Genomic DNA, 17,664 nt, shown 5'->3' on the forward strand with positions numbered 1-17,664 from the left:
TGGTAGTAGAGGTTTGTGGTGGTTGCTCGCGATTGCTTTCTCACAGACAACAAAAAAACCCGCCATTCCTGACCCAGGAATGGCGGGTTTTGTCGTTTCAGCCTTCAGGTCACACGGTGTCCACCTTCAACGAATGGTCATTCAACATGCCATTGATGATGGTCGCCGTATCGTGCCCGCCCGCCACCACACCACCCGCCCCCGGCGTGACGCCATAGTGGCTGGCGAGGTTGACGCCGGCCAGGTCGATGGTCTGGTTCGGCGTGGCGCCGGCCATGGCGCTGACGTCGATGCTGGTGACCAGCGAGGCGCCGCTGCCGGTGACTTTGAAGTGCAGGTAATCATCCAGCGACGCCGACGTGCCGTTTTCACCTTGCAGCAGTTGCGACAAATCGAGTTTGTCGGTGCCGGGAGTGAAGTCGGTGACGACGTCGTGGCCGCTGTTGCCTTTGAGCCACTGGAAGGTGTCGGCCCCTGCCCCGCCGGTGAGGGTGTTGTTGCCCAGGCCGCCGATCAGGAAGTCGTCACCACCGCCACCGTTGAGGATGTCATCGCCCAGACCACCGTTGATGACGTTGCTGCTGTTGTCGCCGGTGAGGCTGTCGTTGAAGTTGGAGCCGACCAGGTTTTCGATCCCGGTGAGGGTGTCGGTGCCGGCGCCTCCGGTGTTTTGCGGGGTGAGCAGGCTCAGGTCGACGGTGACCCCGGCGGTGGCGTGGGCGTAGCTCACGGTGTCGATGCCGGTGCCGCCGTCGAGCAGATCGTTACCGGTGCCGCTGAACAGCAAGTCATTGCCGGCGCCGCCGTGCAGTTCGTTGTTGCCGGAACCGGCGGTGAGTACATCGTTGCCGTCGCCGGCATTGATGATGTTGTTGCCGGTGCCGGCTATCAATGTGTCATCGCCCGCAGTGCCGGTGAGGGTGTGGCCGTCCTGGTAGGTGATGGTCACGCCCGCGGTGTCGCTGCCGCCATGGTTGTCGCTGGCGGTGTAGGTGCCGTGGGCGTCCGGTGCGATGTCGTGGGCGCCGGCGTAGTTGACGGTCATGGTCAACTGGTAGTTCTCTGCGCCTTTGGGGTTGCTGCCACTGTTGTTATCTATGTTGGTGATGTGGATCTGATAGGTCCCATCCGACGAGGCAGTGATCGTCCCGCCGTCCGCGATGGTCGTGAAGGCGCCACCATTGAGCGAATACTCCATGGTGATGTGTCCGCCCGCCAGATTGTGATCCAGATTGAGGGTTTCACCCGCTTTCAGCTTCACGGTGATGAGGTCTTCATCATTGGCGTTGTTGGCAGCCACCTGGCCCAGATACCCGCTGACCACCAGCAGTGCCGTCATCGCGGCGGTGTTGGCCGCAAAAGAACTACGCACGTCTGCCAGGGCCTGGTTGGCCAAGGTGTCATTGGTGCCTTTGAAATTGATCGCACCGCTGCCGGTGAAGTCCGCGCCCTTGGCCACCCAGCCGGTGGTGAAGTTGGTCGGCGATGCGGTCAGCGGATCCTTGTCGGCATCGGTGTCGTTGGCCAGCAACAGCTCGCCCGGCACCACGATGTTGCCCGACAGCACGTTGGTGATGATGTGGTCATCGACTGCCACCGGCGCCGCGTTGGGAATGACTTTGACCGTCAGCGTGGAGCTGGCCAGGTCGCCGTCGTTGTCGCTGACGGTGAAGCCGATGTTTTCGGTGATGACCACGGCGGTGGTTTTTTGCGAAGTGTAGTTGTACTCGCCGGTGTCGAGGTTCACCACCAGCGTGCCGCCATTGTTGGTGGCGATGCTGATGCTGTTGTTCACCGTGTTGAACGTGCCGTGGTTAGCGCCGCCGCTGAAGTTCAGCGACCCCTGGTTAGCGTTGCCTTTCGGGTCGAAGGTGTACGTGGTGCCGTCGACCGTGAGGGTTTTGATGAAGCCGCCATCGGCGCCGAACGTACCGTTCTCCAGCAACGTACCCGTGACCGGCGCGCCGGCCACAGTGCCCGAAAGCACCGAGTTGAGTTGGGTGAGATCGGTCACCACCACCGCATTGGTGTCGGTGTGGGTGCTGCCGTCATAGGCCAGCGGATTGAGGTTGGCATTGCTCACGCCACTGCCCAGGCCGATCGCGTAGTTCTTGATGCCGTTGGCGTCGAGGAAGGCTTTGAGTGCGGCCTCGTCGGTAGTACCGATGTCGCCTTCGTTGGGTTTGCCGTCGGAGAAGAAGTAGCCGACATTCTGCGCACCGGTGAGTTTGCCGGACGTATTGAACGCCGTCTGCATGGTGGCCACGGCAGCGTCGTAGTTGGTGCCACCGCCCGCGGACAGCCCGGCGAGCAGCGTCTTCGCGGTCGCCACGTCGACCCACACCGAGGTCCGGTCAGTGGCGTTGCTGCTGAAGGTGACGAGTTGCACTTTCACATCGCCAAGGTCGTCGTACTTGTCGAGCAAGGCGCTGATGGCCTGTTTGGCCAGGTCCAGCCGTGACAGCCCACCCACCCCAGAGGGGTCGATCATGCTGCCGGAGATGTCGAGCACGATCAGTATGTTGGAGTCGATTTCCACCGCGGCCACCGAGCGATCCGAGGCCACCGCTTTGGGCACGTCATCGACAATGTTGACGACGATCGTGCTGGTGGTGCTGTTGCCCAGGGCATCGGTGGCTTTGTAGGTGAAGCTTTCGCTCAGGGTGTTGGGCCCGTCGTTGGCGTTCGGCGAGGTTTTCGGTGCCGACGTCAGGGTGTAGGTGTACGTGCCGTTGGGGTTGAGCAGGATTTGCCCGTACGTGCCAGTGGCGCTGCCGACCAGGCTGTAAGTGAGCGCGCCGCTGCCGCCGGTGACCGAGCCGACCAGCGTCCCGGTGGCGGTTTCCCCGGTGTTGCCCGGTTCGCTGCCGGTGACGGTGCCCGGCGCCAGGTCCTGACCGTCCTGGTTCAGGTCGAGGGCTTTTTCGTAAACCGTCACGTCCTGATCCACCACGGCTTTGAGACCGGTGTCGGAGACGTTGATGGTGATGGTCGTGGTGCTTTCATCGCCATCGGAATCGCGAATGGTGTAGGTGAACGTGTCAGTGGCGCCCTCCGGCTCCACCGAGTTCGGGTTGCTGTGGTACACGGCGTTGCCGGCGGCATCCAGGGTCAGGTAACCGTAGGTGCCATTGATATTGGTGCCCAGGCCGCCGACCGCCGAGGTCGAGGTGTTGCTGCCGGCACGTACACCAATCACCGCGCCATCGACCGCCGGACCGTCGGCGCCAAATACGTCGTTGCCCAGCACGCTGATATTGACCGTTGCGCCTTCGGCCGCACTCGCCGTATTCGGTGCGGCGGTAGGCAGGTCATCGACGATGTTGACGTTGATCTGACCCGACGCGGTGCTGCCGTCAGTGTCCGTGGCCACCACGTTGAAGTTCTCGGTGAGGCTGTTGGCGCCGTTGGCGGTTGGATGGGTTTCGTTATCCACCAGGGTGTAGCTGTAGCTGATTACACCTGTAGTCGGGTTGTAGCCGGTGATGGTCAGCGTGTTGCCCAACGCGGTGACGAGGGTTTGCGGAAAGCCCGCCGCCACGCCACCGGCCACCACATGGATGCCGCCAACGTCGAGGGTTTGCAGGCCGTCGAGCGCGGTCACGGTGAAGGTGCCGCTCTGGGTCAGAGCCGGGGTGTTGGGGCTGGTGCCATCGCTGAGGTTTTTCTCGTAGACGGTCAGTTCGCCACCACTGACGTCGAGGCCGTTGAGGGTCACTGGATCGTTGGCGTTCTGGATGTTCAGCACCAGCGTGGCGGTGCTGGTATCGCCGTCGGCATCGGTAAGGGTGTAGGTGAAGGTTTCGGTGCCATTGCCGCCGCCGTGCAGGTTTTTGAAGTCGGCATCATTGGTGTCAAGCGTGTAGGTGTAGGTGCCATTGGCGTTGAGCACGAGGGTGCCGTACGTGCCATTCAGTGTGGCAGGCGTGATCGGCCCGGCATTCGGACCGGTCGCAACGTGGTCCGCCCCTTGAATGTCGTTGGTCAGGACGTTGCCGGTGAGGGTCAGCGCGTTCTCCGTCGCGGTCGCAGAGTTCGTGTCGTTCACCGCTTTTGGCACGTCATCGACAATGCTCACCACGATGGTGCTGGTGGTGCTGTTGCCCAGCGAATCGGTGGCCTGGTAGGTGAAGCTTTCGGTCAGGGTATTGGCGCCGTCGTTCGCGTGCGGCGTGGTCGTCGCCGGCGACGTCAGGGTGTAGGTGTACGTGCCGTTGGGGTTGAGCTGGATCTGCCCGTAGTTGCCCGTGGCGCTGCTCACCAGGGTGTAGGTGATCGCGCCAACCGCGCCGGTGACCGAACCCACCAGCGTGCCTTTGGCGGTTTCGCCGGTGCTGGTCGGGTCGCTGCCGGTGACGGTGCCAGCGGCCAGGTCCTGCCCGTCCTGGGTCAGGTCCAGGGCTTTTTCGTAGACCGTCACGTCGGTGTCGCGGGCCGCGACGATGCAGCTGTTCGAGACGTCGATGGTGATGGTGGTGGTGCTTTCATCGCCGTCAGCATCACGCACGGTGTAAGTGAACACGTCGGTTGCGCCCGCTGGGCCGACGCTGTTCGGATTGCTGTGATAGGTCGCGTTGCCATTGGCATCCAGCGTCAGGTAACCGTAGGTGCCATTGATGTTCGAACCCAGGCCACCGATGGCCGAGGTCGAGGTGTCGCTGCCGGCACGCACGCCGATCACTGCGCCACTGGCCGCCGGGCCATCGGCGCCGCCGATGTCGTTATCCAGCACGTTGCCCGTGACTGTTGCGCCTTCCGCCACCGAGGTGTGATCGGGGTTGGCCTTGGGCAGGTCATCGACGATGTTGACGTTGAGCTGGTTGCTCGCGGTGCTGCCGTCGGTGTCTGTCGCCACCACGTTGAAGTTTTCGGTGATGCTGTTGGCACCGTTGGCGGTTGGATGGGTTTCGTTATCCACCAGGGTGTAGCTGTAGCTGACCACGCCGGTGACCGGGTCGAACCCGGTGATAGTCAGCGTGTTGCCCAATGCCGTGACAATCGACTGCGGGAACCCCGCCGCTACGCCGCCGGCCACCACATGAATGCCGCCGACATCGAGGGTTTGCAGGCCATCGAGCGCGGTCACGGTGAAGGTGCCGCTCTGGGTCAGTGCCGGGGTGTTCGGGCTGGTGCCGTCGCTGAGGTTTTTCTCGTAGACGGTCAACTCGCCACCGTACACATCGAGACCGTTGAGGGTCACCGGATCATCGTTGTTGTGGATCTGCAGCACCAGGTTGGCAGTGCTGGTGTCGCCGTCGGAGTCGGTGATGGTGTAGGTGAAGGTTTCCGTACCGCTGCCATTGCCGTGCAGCGCTTTGAAATCGGCGTCGCTGGTGTTCAGGGTGTAGGTGTAGGTGCCGTTGGCGTTCAGCACCAAAGTGCCGTAAGTCCCGGCGAATGTGCCCGGGGTGATCGGGCCGGCATTTTCGCCGACGGTCACGCGGTCAGCACCTTGCACGTCGTTGGTCAGCACGTTGCCGTTCAGCGTCAGCAGGGTTTCCGACGCGGTGCCGGCGTTGCTGTCGTCCACGCCTTTGGGCAGGTCGTCGACGATGTTCACATCGAGCGTGCCGTTGGCGGTGGTGCCGTTGTCGTCGACCACGGAGACGGCGAATTGCTCAGGCAGGGTGTTCGCGCCGTTGCCGGTTGGGTGCGCTTCGTTATCGGCCAGGGTGTAGCTGTAACTGACCACGCCAGTGGTGGCGTCGAACCCGGTGATGGTCAGCGTGCTGCCCAACGGGGTAGTGATGGATTGCGGGAAGCCTGACGACACACCGCCGACCACCACGTTGATGCCGCCGACACTCAGGGTCTGCACGCCGTCGAGGGCGGTGATGGTGAAGGTGCCGCTTTGGGTCAGCGCCGGAGCATCGGGGCTGCTGCCGTCGCCGAGGTTTTTCTCATAGACGGTGAGTTCGCCGCCGTTGACGGTGAGGCCATCGATGGTCACCGGATCGTCGTTGTTGTGGATCTGCAGCACCAGCGTGGCGGTGCTGGTGTCGCCGTCCGAATCGGTGAGGGTGTAAGTGAAATTCTCGGTGCCGTTGCCGCCGCCGTGCAGCGCTTTGAAATCGGCATCGCTGGTGTTCAGCGTGTAGGTGTAGGTGCCGTTGGCGTTCAACACCAATGTCCCGTAAGTCCCGGCGAATGTGCCCGGGGTGATCGGGCCGGCATTTTCGCCGACGGTCACGCGGTCAGCACCTTGCACGTCGTTGGTCAGCACGTTGCCGTTCAGCGTCAGCAGGGTTTCCGACGCGGTGCCGGCGTTGCTGTCGTCCACGCCTTTGGGCAGGTCGTCGACGATGTTGACGTCGAGCGTGCCGTTGGCGGTGGTGCCGTTGTCGTCGACCACGGTGACGGCGAATTGCTCAGACAGGGTGTTCGCGCCGTTGCCGGTTGGGTGCGCTTCGTTATCGGCCAGCGTGTAGCTGTAACTGACCACGCCAGTGGTGGCGTCGAACCCGGTGATGGTCAGCGTGCTGCCCAACGGGGTAGTGATGGATTGCGGGAAGCCTGACGACACACCGCCGACCACCACGTTGATGCCGCCGACACTCAGGGTCTGCACGCCGTCGAGGGCGGTGATGGTGAAGGTGCCGCTTTGGGTCAGCGCCGGAGCATCAGGGCTGCTGCCGTCGCCGAGGTTTTTCTCGTAGACGGTGAGTTCGCCGCCGTTGACGGTGAGGCCATCGATGGTCACCGGATCGTCGTTGTTGTGGATCTGCAGCACCAGCGTGGCGGTGCTGGTGTCGCCGTCCGAATCGGTGAGGGTGTAAGTGAAATTCTCGGTGCCGTTGCCGCCGCCGTGCAGCGCTTTGAAATCGGCATCGCTGGTGTTCAGGGTGTAGGTGTAGGTGCCGTTGGCGTTCAGCACCAAAGTGCCGTAAGTCCCGGCGAATGTGCCCGGGGTGATCGGGCCGGCATTTTCGCCGACGGTCACGCGGTCAGCGCCTTGCACGTCGTTGGTCAGCACGTTGCCGTTCAGCGTCAGCAGGGTTTCCGACGCGGTGCCGGCGTTGCTGTCGTCCACGCCTTTCGGCAAGTCGTCGACGATGTTCACATCGAGCGTGCCGTTGGCGGTGGTGCCGTTGTCGTCGACCACGGTGACGGCGAATTGCTCAGGCAGGGTGTTCGCGCCGTTGCCGGTTGGGTGCGCTTCGTTATCGGCCAGTGTGTAGCTGTAACTGACCACGCCGGTGGTGGCGTCGAACCCGGTGATGGTCAGCGTGCTGCCCAACGGGGTAGTGATGGATTGCGGGAAGCCTGACGACACACCGCCGACCACCACGTTGATGCCGCCGACACTCAGGGTCTGCACGCCGTCGAGGGCGGTGATGGTGAAGGTGCCGCTTTGGGTCAGCGCGGTGGAATCCGGTGAGCTACCAAGGCTCAGGTTTTTCTCGAAGACGGTCAGTTCGCCGCCCTCGATATTGAGGCCACCAATCGTCACCGGATCGTCGTTGTTGTGGATCTGCAGCACCAGGTTGGCGGTGCTGGTGTCGCCATCAGCATCCGTCAGCGTGTAGGTGAAGGTTTCCGTGCCGCTACCGCCGCCGTGCAGCGCTTTGAAATCGGCATCGCTGGTGTTCAGCGTGTAGGTGTAGGTGCCGTTGGGATTGAGCACCAGGGTGCCGTAGGTGCCGGTGAAGGTGCCGCCAATCACCGGGCCGCTATTGGGGCCCGTGGGAATGCGGTCGGCACCCTGGGTGTCGTTTGGCAGCACGCTGCCGGTCAGGGTCAGCAGGGTTTCCGACGCGGTGTTGGCGTTGCTGTCATCGACAGCCTTGGGCACGTCGTCAGTGATGTTGACGTCGAGCGTGCCGGTGGCGGTGTCGCCGTTGCTGTCGCCGGCCACCACGGTGAACTGTTCGCTGAGAGCGTTGGCGCCGTCGCCGGCCGAATGGGTTTCGTTGCCGTTGAGGGTGTAGCTGTAACTCACCACGCCTGTGGCCGGGTTGTAACCGGTGATGGTCAGGGTGTTACCCAGTTGCGTGGTGATCGACTGCGGAAAGCCAATCGCCACGCCACCGGTGATCACGTTAATACCGCCGATGCTCAAGCTGCTCAGCCCGTCCGGCGCCGAAATGCTGAACGTGCCGTTCTGGGTCAATGCGCCCGGATTGCTCGCTGAGCCGTCGGCCAGGTTGGCTTCGTTGACGGTCAGTTCGCCACCCGCCACCGACAAGCCATCGAGCGTGACCGGGTTATTGACCGGCGTTGGTGGCGGAGCGATGACGGCCGGGGTGCCGTCGGCGTTCTGCTGGACATCGGCGTTATGGCGTTCTTCAGGGAATTCAGGAATACCGCCAAATCCAGCGGTCGGGAAGCCAATCGTCGGATCGACCTTCCCGCCCACTTCTTCAAGCATGACAAAACTGTGACCACCGCCCTGCGCACCATTGGGCGCCCCTGTGAAGCTCGGCCCGGCCGCAGTGGCTTCACCGGTTTGCGTCGGGTCAGCGCCCGCCGCGATGGCTTTTTGCAGTTGCTCGACATCGGTCAGTTGCGCTTCGCTCGGTGTGACCGCTTCTGAAGTGCCGAGGTGCGGCGACTCGTTGGCGAGGAGATGCGGGTCCATCTGCATGCTGCTGCCACGCCCGAGGGTCAGTTCCTTGCCATTTTGCAGATGGACCGCCACCGCGCCTTCGGCCCCCGTGACCAGTTGATCGCCAGCGAACAAATGATCGCCCTCGATCACCGCGCGCCGGGTACCGTCGCTCGCGACCACGAACACCTGACCAATGACTTTAGTGACGATACCGATGAGCGTAGCCATGTGCATTTCCTCCGCTGCCAACCGCTGTCGGCATCCTGTTTTTAGCGAAGAATGTGCTCATGGTTTGAAAGCAGGTGGCTGCGCGGATCGCCTGCAGGACGCGTTTACCTGAGTAAGCCGCTGCCCTGGCGATGTCCTCGCCCAGCGTGTCGCTCACCGGCAACATCGGCGACTGCGGGATAAACCCCTCTGCAATCAATGGCTTCGAAGGCCCAATTGCGTCGCACTTGCCCGGTGAGCGATGCGTAACGATCCTGACTCATCAAAGTGACAAAAAACCGTCACCACAACTCGTTACGCGTCCCTCCCCTCCAGCACTTCTCCGCCCTATGTCGATAAGTGGATGGAACTTTTCCTGAAACCTTTGAAAGCTCCCTAAAGCTCGTAATTCAAAGGCTTTCGTATTGAACAATGTGCTGGATTTTGCTGACGGCATAAGTTTTTTTGGCATAAGGGTTATGAGAAAAATTTCTTAGCTATTCTCTAGAATGTTCTTAGCTCTGTTGTTACAAGGGTGAAACGGTTTTACCTATAAATGCCGTCAAATAATTGGCGACTGATAAGCACCATCAGGAATTCAGGGAGATGCACCCATGCGCGTTTTAACCCCCCTCTGCAGCGCGGTTCTGCTGGCCATGGCCTGCACTTCCGGCGCTCAAGCCATGTCGTTGACCGAGGCAATCCAGAGCACTATCGCAACCCATCCGGAACTGACCTCGCGCGTGGATTCGCGCCTGTCCGCGGATGAACAGGTGAAAGTGGCCAAGGGGGGCTTTTATCCATCTGTTGATCTGAACGCCGCCTACGGGCGCGGGTACAGCGATAACACCAACACCCGGGCATTCGGCAATCACCACACCGAAATCCTCAACTACACCCAGTCGGAACTGCGCCTGCGGCAGATGCTGTTCGACGGTTTCAACACCGCGAACGAAGTCGAACGCACCAAAGGCGTGGTCAACTCCCGGGCCTATTACGCTCAAGGCACCGCTCAGGACCTGGCCCTGCGCACCATCGAGGTCTACCTCGAAGTGCTCAAGCGCCGCGAACTGGTGACCCTGGCTACCAACAACCTGCAAGCGCACTTGCGCGTCAACGACCAGATCGGCCTGCGCACCCAGCGTGGCGTCGGCAGCAACGCCGACTCCGATCAATCCGGCGCTCGCCGTGCACTGGCGCAAAACAACCTCGACACCGCCGAAGTCGATCTGGCGGACGCCGAGTCGAACTTCGCCGCCGTTGTCGGGCGCCTGCCCGATGAGCTCGAAACACCGCCGTCGACCCGCGGTGAACTGCCCACCTCCCTGCAAGAAGCCCAGCAGAGCATGGTGGAAAACAACCCATATCTGAAATCCGCCCAGGCTGACGTGCAATCGGCCGAGAGCCAGTACGAAGTTGCCAAGTCGCCGTTCTACCCACGCTTCGACGCCGAAGCCGCCGTGGGCGCGAACAACAACGTGCAAGGCGATGAAGGCCACGACAACGAGTGGCGCGTGGGTGTGGTGATGAACTACAACCTGTTCCGCGGTGGCAGCGACAAGGCACGCCTGGCGTCCGATGCGCACCAGATCAACCAGGCCATGGACATCCGCAACAACGCCCTGCGCCAACTCAACGAGAACATTCACCTGGCCTGGAACGCCATGGTCAATGCGAAGAAACAAACCCCGACCGCACGCGAATACGCCGAAACCAGTAAGCGAGTGCGCGTGGCGTATCAGGACCAGTTCGGTCTCGGTCAACGCACGTTGCTCGACTTGCTCGACAGTGAAAACGAGCTCTACAACGCCAACCGTCGCTACACCGAAGTGCGCTACACCGAGGAATACTCGATGTACCGCGTGCTGGCCAGTATGGGTGAGTTGCTCAGCAAGCAACGGGTGGTGTTGCCCGCCGATGCGATCGCCGCTACCGAAGTGAAGAACGAAGCCCGTTTGCCTGAACTGAAGTAGCTCACTGGAGCGATCAATGTGACCAGCATGGAATCCGGCAACACCGGTGTCGATCCGCGGCTGAGCTTCGATGACCCGCTTCTGGACGGTCTGTTGATCCTCTGCAAACTCCACGGCGCGACGGTCAGTCGCGCCAGCCTGAGTGCGGGGCTACCGCTGCACAAACAGCGCCTGAGCCTGGACCTGCTGCCCCGCGCAGCGGCCCGGGCCAGTTTGCAGGCGCGACTGCTGCGCCGGGAACTGGGGGATATTTCCGCCCTCAACCTGCCGGTGATGCTGATCCTCAACAACGGCCGAACGGCCATCCTGCGACGCTTTGGTGACAACGGTCAGGTGCTGATCCTGCCCAGCGAAGCCGACGGTGGCGAACAATGGGTCAGCCGTGAAGAGCTGGCCGAAAATTACAGTGGCCAGGCCTTGTTTGCCCGGCCACGCCATGAACTCGAAGACTTGCGCTCGCCCCTGGTGCCGCGCGTCGAAGCGTGGTTTCGCGACACGCTGAAACTGTCAAAGTGGCTGTACAGCGATGCGATCCTGGCGAGTTTCCTGATCAACCTGCTCGGGTTAATGGTCCCTCTGTTCGTCATGCAGACCTACGACCGGGTAGTGCCAAACCAGGCCACCTCGACCTTGTGGGTGCTGTCGATCGGCCTGCTGATCGGCACCGGTTTCGAACTGGTGTTGCGCGTTGTGCGCGCCCATTTGCTGGACACCGCCGGCAAGAAAACCGACGTGATCCTGTCAGCGACCTTGTTCGAGCGCATCACTGGCATGTCGATGAAAGCCCGCCCGGCGACCATCGGCGGCTTTGCCCAAAGCATTCATGACTTCCAGGGCCTGCGCGAGTTTCTCACCGCGGTCACCCTGACCAGCCTGATCGACCTGCCCTTCGCCGTGTTGATGCTGGTGGTGATCGGTTTGCTCGGCGGCTGGCTGGTGGTGATTCCGCTACTGGCGTTCCCCATCACGATCATCTTCGCGATGATGATCCAGGTGCGCCTGCGCGACACCGTGCAAAAAAGCCTGAGCCTGGGCGCCGAACGCCAGGCCTTGCTGATCGAAACCCTCGGCGGCCTGGAAACCCTCAAGGCCTGTAGCGCCGAAAGCGAGCGCCAGCACAAATGGGAAAGCACCCACGGCGCCCTCACCCGCCTCGACAGCCATGCGCGCAACCTCTCGGCGCTGGCCACCAACGGCACCTTGTTCATCCAGCAGTTCTCCGGCATGGCAACGATTGTCGCCGGGGTCTACAGCATCATCGCCGGCAACCTCAGCGTCGGGGCGCTGGTGGCGACCTACATGCTCGGCAGCCGCGTACTCGCGCCGCTGGGGCAGATTGCCGGGCTGATCACCCGCTACCAGCAAGCGCAGCTGACCATGAAAAGCACCGATGCGCTGATGGGCCTGCCGCAGGAGCGCGACGCCAAACAGCGGCCGCTGGAACGCACACAACTGCAAGGCGCGATCGAAGTCAGCGGCGTGACCTTCCATTACAACGGCCAGAACGCGCCAGCGCTGTCCAACGTCAGTTTCAGCATGAAGCCGGGCGAACGTATCGGCATCATCGGACGCAGCGGTTCGGGCAAAAGCACCCTGGCGCGTCTGGTCATGGGGTTCTACGCACCGGAAGAGGGCCAGTTACTGCTTGACGGCCTGGACTTGCGGCAACTGGACGTCGCCGACCTGCGCCAACAGATCGGTTACGTCGCCCATGACCTGCCCTTGCTGGCCGGCAGCCTGCGCGACAACCTGACGCTCGGCGCCCGCTACATCAGCGATTCACGGATGCTCGAAGTGGCCGAGTTGACCGGCGTCACCGAACTCGCCCGCCAGCATCCGCAAGGGTTTGATCGCCCGGTCGGCGAACGCGGGCAATTGCTGTCCGGAGGGCAACGTCAGGCGGTGTTGTTGGCACGGGCCCTGTTGCTCGACCCGCCGATCATGCTGCTCGACGAACCGACCAGCGCCATGGACAACAGCAGTGAAGATGTTCTGCGGCAGAAGCTCCACACCTGGGTCGAGGGCAAGACCTTGTTGCTGGTGACGCACCGCACCTCGATGCTCAGCCTGGTGGATCGACTGGTGGTGCTGGATAACGGACGGATCGTCGCTGACGGTCCCAAAGAAGCGGTCATCGATGCACTGCGCAAGGGCCGCGTCGGCTCTGCGGCTGTCTAGGAGCTACCCATGGCCCGTTCATCGTCCGACACCTCCAAGGACCGCGGCTACTTCGGCAGCTTCGGCAAAACCGCCGAGAGCGAGTTCATGCCGGAAACGGCCGGTGCCTCGTTGCAGGATTCCCCGCGCTGGTCGCGCATTACCGTGTGGCTGGCTGCCGGGCTGATTATCAGCGCGGTGGTGTGGGCCAAGTTCGCGGTGCTTCAGGAAGTCACCATGGGCGAAGGCAAGGCGATTCCGTCGAGCAAGGTCCAGGTGATCCAGAACCTGGAGGGCGGCATCGTCACCGAGATCTTCGTGCGCGAAGGGCAAATGGTGAACAAGGGCGATACCTTGTTGCGCCTGGATGACACGCGATTTCTGTCGAACAAAGGCGAAAGCGAAGCGGATCGTTATGCACTGACCGCGCAGGTTGAACGCCTGTCGGCGGAAGCGGAAGGACGCCCCTTCAAACTGTCAGAAGAAGTGATCGCCAAGGCCCCGCAAGTGGCGGAAGACGAGCGCTCGCTGTACGAACAGCGCCAGCGTCGACTCGCCAGTGAGCAGCGCACGCTGAGCGAACAACTTCGGCAAAAAACCCAGGAACTGGCAGAGTTCCGCTCAAAACAGGGGCAATTCAGCTCCAGCCTGGCGTTGCTGCAACAAGAGATGAACATGTCCACGCCGCTGGTGGGCACCGGCGCGGTATCACCGGTGGAAATCCTGCGCCTCAAACGCAGTGCGGTGGAGATTCGCGGTTCATTGAACGCAACGACACTGGCGATTCCCCGGGCGGAATCGGCGATCAACGAGATCAAGAGCAAGATTGACGAGTCGGAACAATCCTTCCGTTCCGACGCAGCGAAAGAGCTGAATGAGAAACGCACTGACCTGTCGAAAATCACGGCGTCGAGCATCGCCATCGATGACCGCGTGACGCGCACGACGGTGGTGTCGCCGGTGCACGGGATTATCAAAGTGCTGAAGGTCAACACCATCGGCGGCGTGGTCCAGCCCGGCAGTGACATGGTGGAAATCGTGCCGCTGGAAGACAACCTGTTGATCGAGGCCAAGGTGCGGCCGCAGGACGTGGCGTTCCTGCATCCGGGGCAGAAAGCGATGGTGAAGTTCAGTGCGTATGACTACACGATTTATGGCGGATTGAGCGCCAAGCTCGAACTGATCGGCGCCGACACCATCACCGATGACAAGGGCAACAGCTTTTATCTGATTCAGGTGCGCACGGATAAAAACCACTTGGGCGGGGATGTGAAACCGCTGCTGATCATTCCGGGGATGGTGGCGACAGTGGACATTATTACGGGTGAGAAGAGCGTGCTGGATTACCTGCTCAAACCGGTGTTGAAGGCCCGGACTGAGGCGATGCGCGAGCGGTAGTCTCTGGCTTGGGTTTGCGGTGACTGTTTCACCGCCAGCGCGAGCAAGCTCGCTCCCACACTGGATCTGTGTCGTTCACAAATCCCCTGTGGGAGCGAGCTTGCTCGCGATGAGGCCCTTAAATTCAGCGATCATTTTGGCCCATGATTACGCTGGAACGTCTCCTCCCCCATCGCCGCAATCTGCCCCTCGATCAACGCCTCGAACGGTTTCAACAACGGCTCAAACGAGCCCGGCGCTTCCAGCGTTTGCAGCGCCTGAACAATTGCCTCCACCGTCGACAATGCCCCCGGCCCCGGTGCCTTGCGCAGTCGGTATCGTGACACTCCACCCTCCGCCAACGTCACCCTCGGCAACGCCGCCAACAGCGGATTGAGGTGCAGCATCTTGCGCGCCTTGCGCCAGGTGCCGTCCGGAACCACCAGCAATAGCGGCTCGTCAGTCGCCGTATACGTTTGCATCGGCTGCGCGTGCTCACCCGGAAACAACAACCGTGCCTGATAACCCGGTTGATTCAACAACGCCGGCAAATCTTCGAACACCTCGCCGACTATCAGCTCGGCATTGTTCAAGCCCAACGCTGCCAACCGGGCCGTGTTGAGCGCGTGATTCACTTCGCTCGGATGCTGTAACAGCAGCACCCGAGTGCGGCTGTCGAGGCTCGGGATCAGCGCGCACAAACAATGAGTTTGCGGACGCAGGCAACGGGGACACTGGATTCTGGACATCGATCAAGCCTGATTCAGTTGTGCTTTGAGCAAATCGCGGAAGGTCTGGATCAGCGGTTCGCGGCTGCGGCCACGGCGCACGATCATCGAGAACGGCGCCTGATAACCAAAGGTCGCCGGCAGCAACACACGCAAATCGCCCTTGTCCGCCCAGGCCTGGGCGTAGTGTTCCGGCAGGTAGCCGATGTAGGCACCGGACAGCACCAGGATCAGCTGCGCTTCCATACTCTCCACCGTGGCCGCGCTGTGTTTGAAACCGTGTCGCGCCAGTTCCGCCTGGCTCCAGTAACCCCGGCCGACCATGCGTTGCTGGGTGATGACTTGCTCGGGGATACGCCGCTCGGTGAACAGCGGATGACGGCTGCTGCAATACAGCCAGTGCTGTTCGCGGTAGAGCGGCATGTAGACCAGGCCGCTCATGCGCGTGGAGAACGCGCCGATGGCGAGGTCGAGGCGATTGTCCTGCACGCCGAGTTGCAATTCGTAAGGGCTCATCACCGACAAATGCAAATGCACGGCCGGGTGTTCCTGGCTGTAGGCGCCGATGGCTTCGGCGAAGGGCAACGCTTTGTCACTGACGGTGGAGTCGATCACGCCGAGGTTCAGGGTGCCGCGCAACTCGCCCTTGAGGGCGGCGGCGTATTGCTCGAAGCCTTCGAGCTCGCCCAACAGACGCAGGGTTTCCTGATGGAACAGTTCGCCTTTGCTGGTCAGGCTGAACCCACCGCGACCGCGATGACACAGCACCAGGCCCAGGGCCGCTTCGAGCTGGCTCATGTAGGTGCTGATGGCCGACGTCGAGAGGTTGAGCTCTTGCTGGGCGTTAGCGAAGCCCTGATGGCGGACCACGCTGACGAAGATGCGCAATAGTTTCAGGTCGGGTAAAGCGTTGGCCATGGGGGCTCCGTTTGCAAGGTCATGCGTGTTGCGCTTTTGTGGCGAGGGAGCTTGCTCCCGCTGGGTTGCGAAGCGGCCCTACAACCATTCACCTCGTAGTGTCAGACGGACCGCATCAGCCGATTTTACGACTGCTGCGCAGCCGAGCGGGAGCAAGCTCCCTCGCCACAGGAGTGCGGCACATGGCCGCAAGTCTATCGTCGTGCCAACCATTAGTTTAGAAAAATCTGAACTAAGTATTTGCCCGTAGCGATTCTTCCCGGCCACTACATTTCGCAGAATCGGCCTCCAACGGTGCCTGTGTCTGTCCTGACCTGTGCAACCGACATAAATAAAACAACGACGATGAGGCCCTACCCGTGGACAAGATTCTTCACCAACCACTGGGCGGTAATGAAATGCCGCGCTTCGGCGGCATCGCCACCATGATGCGACTCCCCCACCTGGATACCGCAGCCGGCCTGGACGCTGCCTTCGTTGGCGTGCCACTGGACATCGGTACCTCGCTGCGCCCCGGCACCCGCTTCGGGCCTCGCGAAATCCGCGCTGAATCGGTCATGATCCGCCCATACAACATGGCGACCGGCGCGGCGCCGTTCGATTCGCTGTCGGTGGCTGACATCGGCGACATCGCGATCAACACGTTCAACCTGCTGGACGCGGTACGGATCATCGAAGAGTCCTACCACAAGATCCTCGAACACGATGTGATCCCCCTGACCCTGGGCGGCGACCACACCATCACCCTGCCTATCCTGCGTGCCATCCATAAAAAGCACGGCAAGATCGGCCTGGTGCACATCGACGCTCACGCTGACGTGAACGATCACATGTTCGGCGAGAAAATCGCCCACGGCACCACCTTCCGTCGCGCCGTCGAAGAAGGCCTTCTGGATTGCGACCGCGTGGTGCAAATTGGCCTGCGCGCTCAGGGCTACACCGCTGACGACTTCAACTGGAGCCGTAACCAGGGCTTCCGTGTGGTTCAGGCCGAAGAGTGCTGGCACAAATCCCTGGCCCCATTGATGGCCGAAGTTCGCGAGAAAGTCGGCGGCGGTCCGGTGTACCTGAGTTTCGACATCGACGGCATCGACCCGGCCTGGGCACCTGGCACCGGCACCCCGGAAATCGGTGGTCTGACGACCATTCAGGCAATTGAAATCGTTCGCGGCTGCCAAGGCCTCGACCTGGTCGGGTGCGATCTGGTAGAAGTCTCGCCCGCTTATGACACCACCGGCAACACCTCGCTGCTGGCCGCCAACCTGCTGTACGAAATGCTCTGCGTACTGCCTGGCGTGGTCCACCGCTGAGGATTGGTCATGAACGAACGTGATCAGGTGCTGAAAGCCGCCGCCGATCTGGTGTCCGCTTTCGCCCGTAACGATCGCGAAGCCTACTTCGGTGCGTTCAGCACCGATGCCAGCTTCGTCTTCTACACCCTCGAGCAGCCTTTGCTGTCGCGCGATGCCTATCAGGCGTTGTGGGACACCTGGCGCTCGGAGGATGGCTTCGAGGTGCTTTCGTGCACCTCGAGCAACGCCTTCGTCAGCCTGCAGGGTGACGTGGCGATTTTCATCCATGACGTGGCCACCGAGCTGCGCATGCAAGGGGAGCAACACTTCAGCCAGGAGCGCGAGACGATTGTTTTCAAAAAACAAGCGTCTGGCCAAGAACAACAAGGCCTATGGCTGGCCTGCCACGAACATTTGTCCGCGATGCCGGAAGGGCTGCCAACCCCTTAGCCAAACAGGTGACG

8 protein-coding genes are annotated in these 17,664 nt (G+C 61.7%); 5 read left to right on the plus strand and 3 right to left on the minus strand.

Translation table 11 applies throughout. The annotated features are described in order from the left end of the window. Positions 1-109: 109 nt before the first annotated feature. The gene (locus tag AB4N43_RS09130; RefSeq protein ID WP_460153819.1) at positions 110-8,776 is read right to left on the minus strand and encodes a retention module-containing protein; all 8,667 of its coding nucleotides are present in this window, start codon (positions 8,774-8,776) and stop codon (positions 110-112) included. Positions 8,777-9,369: 593 nt separating this feature from the next. Between AB4N43_RS09130 and AB4N43_RS09135 the strand changes: the two genes are divergently transcribed. The 3 genes from AB4N43_RS09135 to AB4N43_RS09145 are packed head-to-tail and all read left to right on the plus strand — an operon-like array spanning position 9,370 to position 14,283. Continuing rightward, complete coding sequence (locus tag AB4N43_RS09135; protein WP_460153820.1) at positions 9,370-10,728, plus strand: TolC family outer membrane protein; 1,359 nt, start codon at positions 9,370-9,372, stop codon at positions 10,726-10,728. 18 nt (positions 10,729-10,746) lie between these two features. Further along, entirely contained in the window at positions 10,747-12,906 is a 2,160-nt protein-coding gene (locus AB4N43_RS09140; protein ID WP_027925805.1) for a type I secretion system permease/ATPase, read from the plus strand. Positions 12,907-12,915: 9 nt separating this feature from the next. Then, positions 12,916-14,283 carry an HlyD family type I secretion periplasmic adaptor subunit gene (locus tag AB4N43_RS09145; protein ID WP_027925806.1) on the plus strand — a complete coding sequence of 456 codons (1,368 nt, stop codon included), beginning with the start codon at positions 12,916-12,918 and terminating at the stop codon, positions 14,281-14,283. 131 nt (positions 14,284-14,414) lie between these two features. Here the strand turns inward: AB4N43_RS09145 and AB4N43_RS09150 are convergent, their stop codons facing one another. Together AB4N43_RS09150 and AB4N43_RS09155 are read right to left on the minus strand one after the other, a co-directional pair. Continuing rightward, positions 14,415-15,011 carry a tRNA-uridine aminocarboxypropyltransferase gene (locus tag AB4N43_RS09150; protein WP_027925807.1) on the minus strand — a complete coding sequence of 199 codons (597 nt, stop codon included), beginning with the start codon at positions 15,009-15,011 and terminating at the stop codon, positions 14,415-14,417. A gap of 3 nt (positions 15,012-15,014) precedes the next feature. Continuing rightward, positions 15,015-15,908, minus strand: a complete 894-nt coding sequence (locus AB4N43_RS09155) for a LysR family transcriptional regulator (protein ID WP_007945995.1) — start codon at positions 15,906-15,908, stop codon at positions 15,015-15,017. Between the two features lie 359 nt (positions 15,909-16,267). Here AB4N43_RS09155 and speB point away from each other — a divergent pair, with 359 nt between their 5' ends. Both speB and AB4N43_RS09165 read left to right on the plus strand, forming a co-directional pair. Further along, entirely contained in the window at positions 16,268-17,218 is a 951-nt protein-coding gene (gene speB, locus AB4N43_RS09160; protein ID WP_027925808.1) for an agmatinase, read from the plus strand. A gap of 9 nt (positions 17,219-17,227) precedes the next feature. After that, positions 17,228-17,650: a YybH family protein gene (locus AB4N43_RS09165; protein WP_027925809.1), complete on the plus strand. Its 423-nt coding sequence runs from the start codon at positions 17,228-17,230 to the stop codon at positions 17,648-17,650. Positions 17,651-17,664: the final 14 nt, after the last annotated feature.

The sequence above is a fragment of the Pseudomonas sp. S2_B07 genome (assembly GCF_054668435.1).

Excerpts from the sequence above, each read along its gene's own strand:
- AB4N43_RS09130 (WP_460153819.1), bottom strand. The coding sequence starts at position 8,776 with ATGGCTACGCTCATCGGTATCGTCACTAAAGTCATTGGTCAGGTGTTC.
- AB4N43_RS09135 (WP_460153820.1), top strand. The coding sequence starts at position 9,370 with ATGCGCGTTTTAACCCCCCTCTGCAGCGCGGTTCTGCTGGCCATGGCC.
- AB4N43_RS09145 (WP_027925806.1), top strand. The coding sequence starts at position 12,916 with ATGGCCCGTTCATCGTCCGACACCTCCAAGGACCGCGGCTACTTCGGC.
- AB4N43_RS09150 (WP_027925807.1), bottom strand. The coding sequence starts at position 15,011 with ATGTCCAGAATCCAGTGTCCCCGTTGCCTGCGTCCGCAAACTCATTGT.
- AB4N43_RS09155 (WP_007945995.1), bottom strand. The coding sequence starts at position 15,908 with ATGGCCAACGCTTTACCCGACCTGAAACTATTGCGCATCTTCGTCAGC.
- AB4N43_RS09165 (WP_027925809.1), top strand. The coding sequence starts at position 17,228 with ATGAACGAACGTGATCAGGTGCTGAAAGCCGCCGCCGATCTGGTGTCC.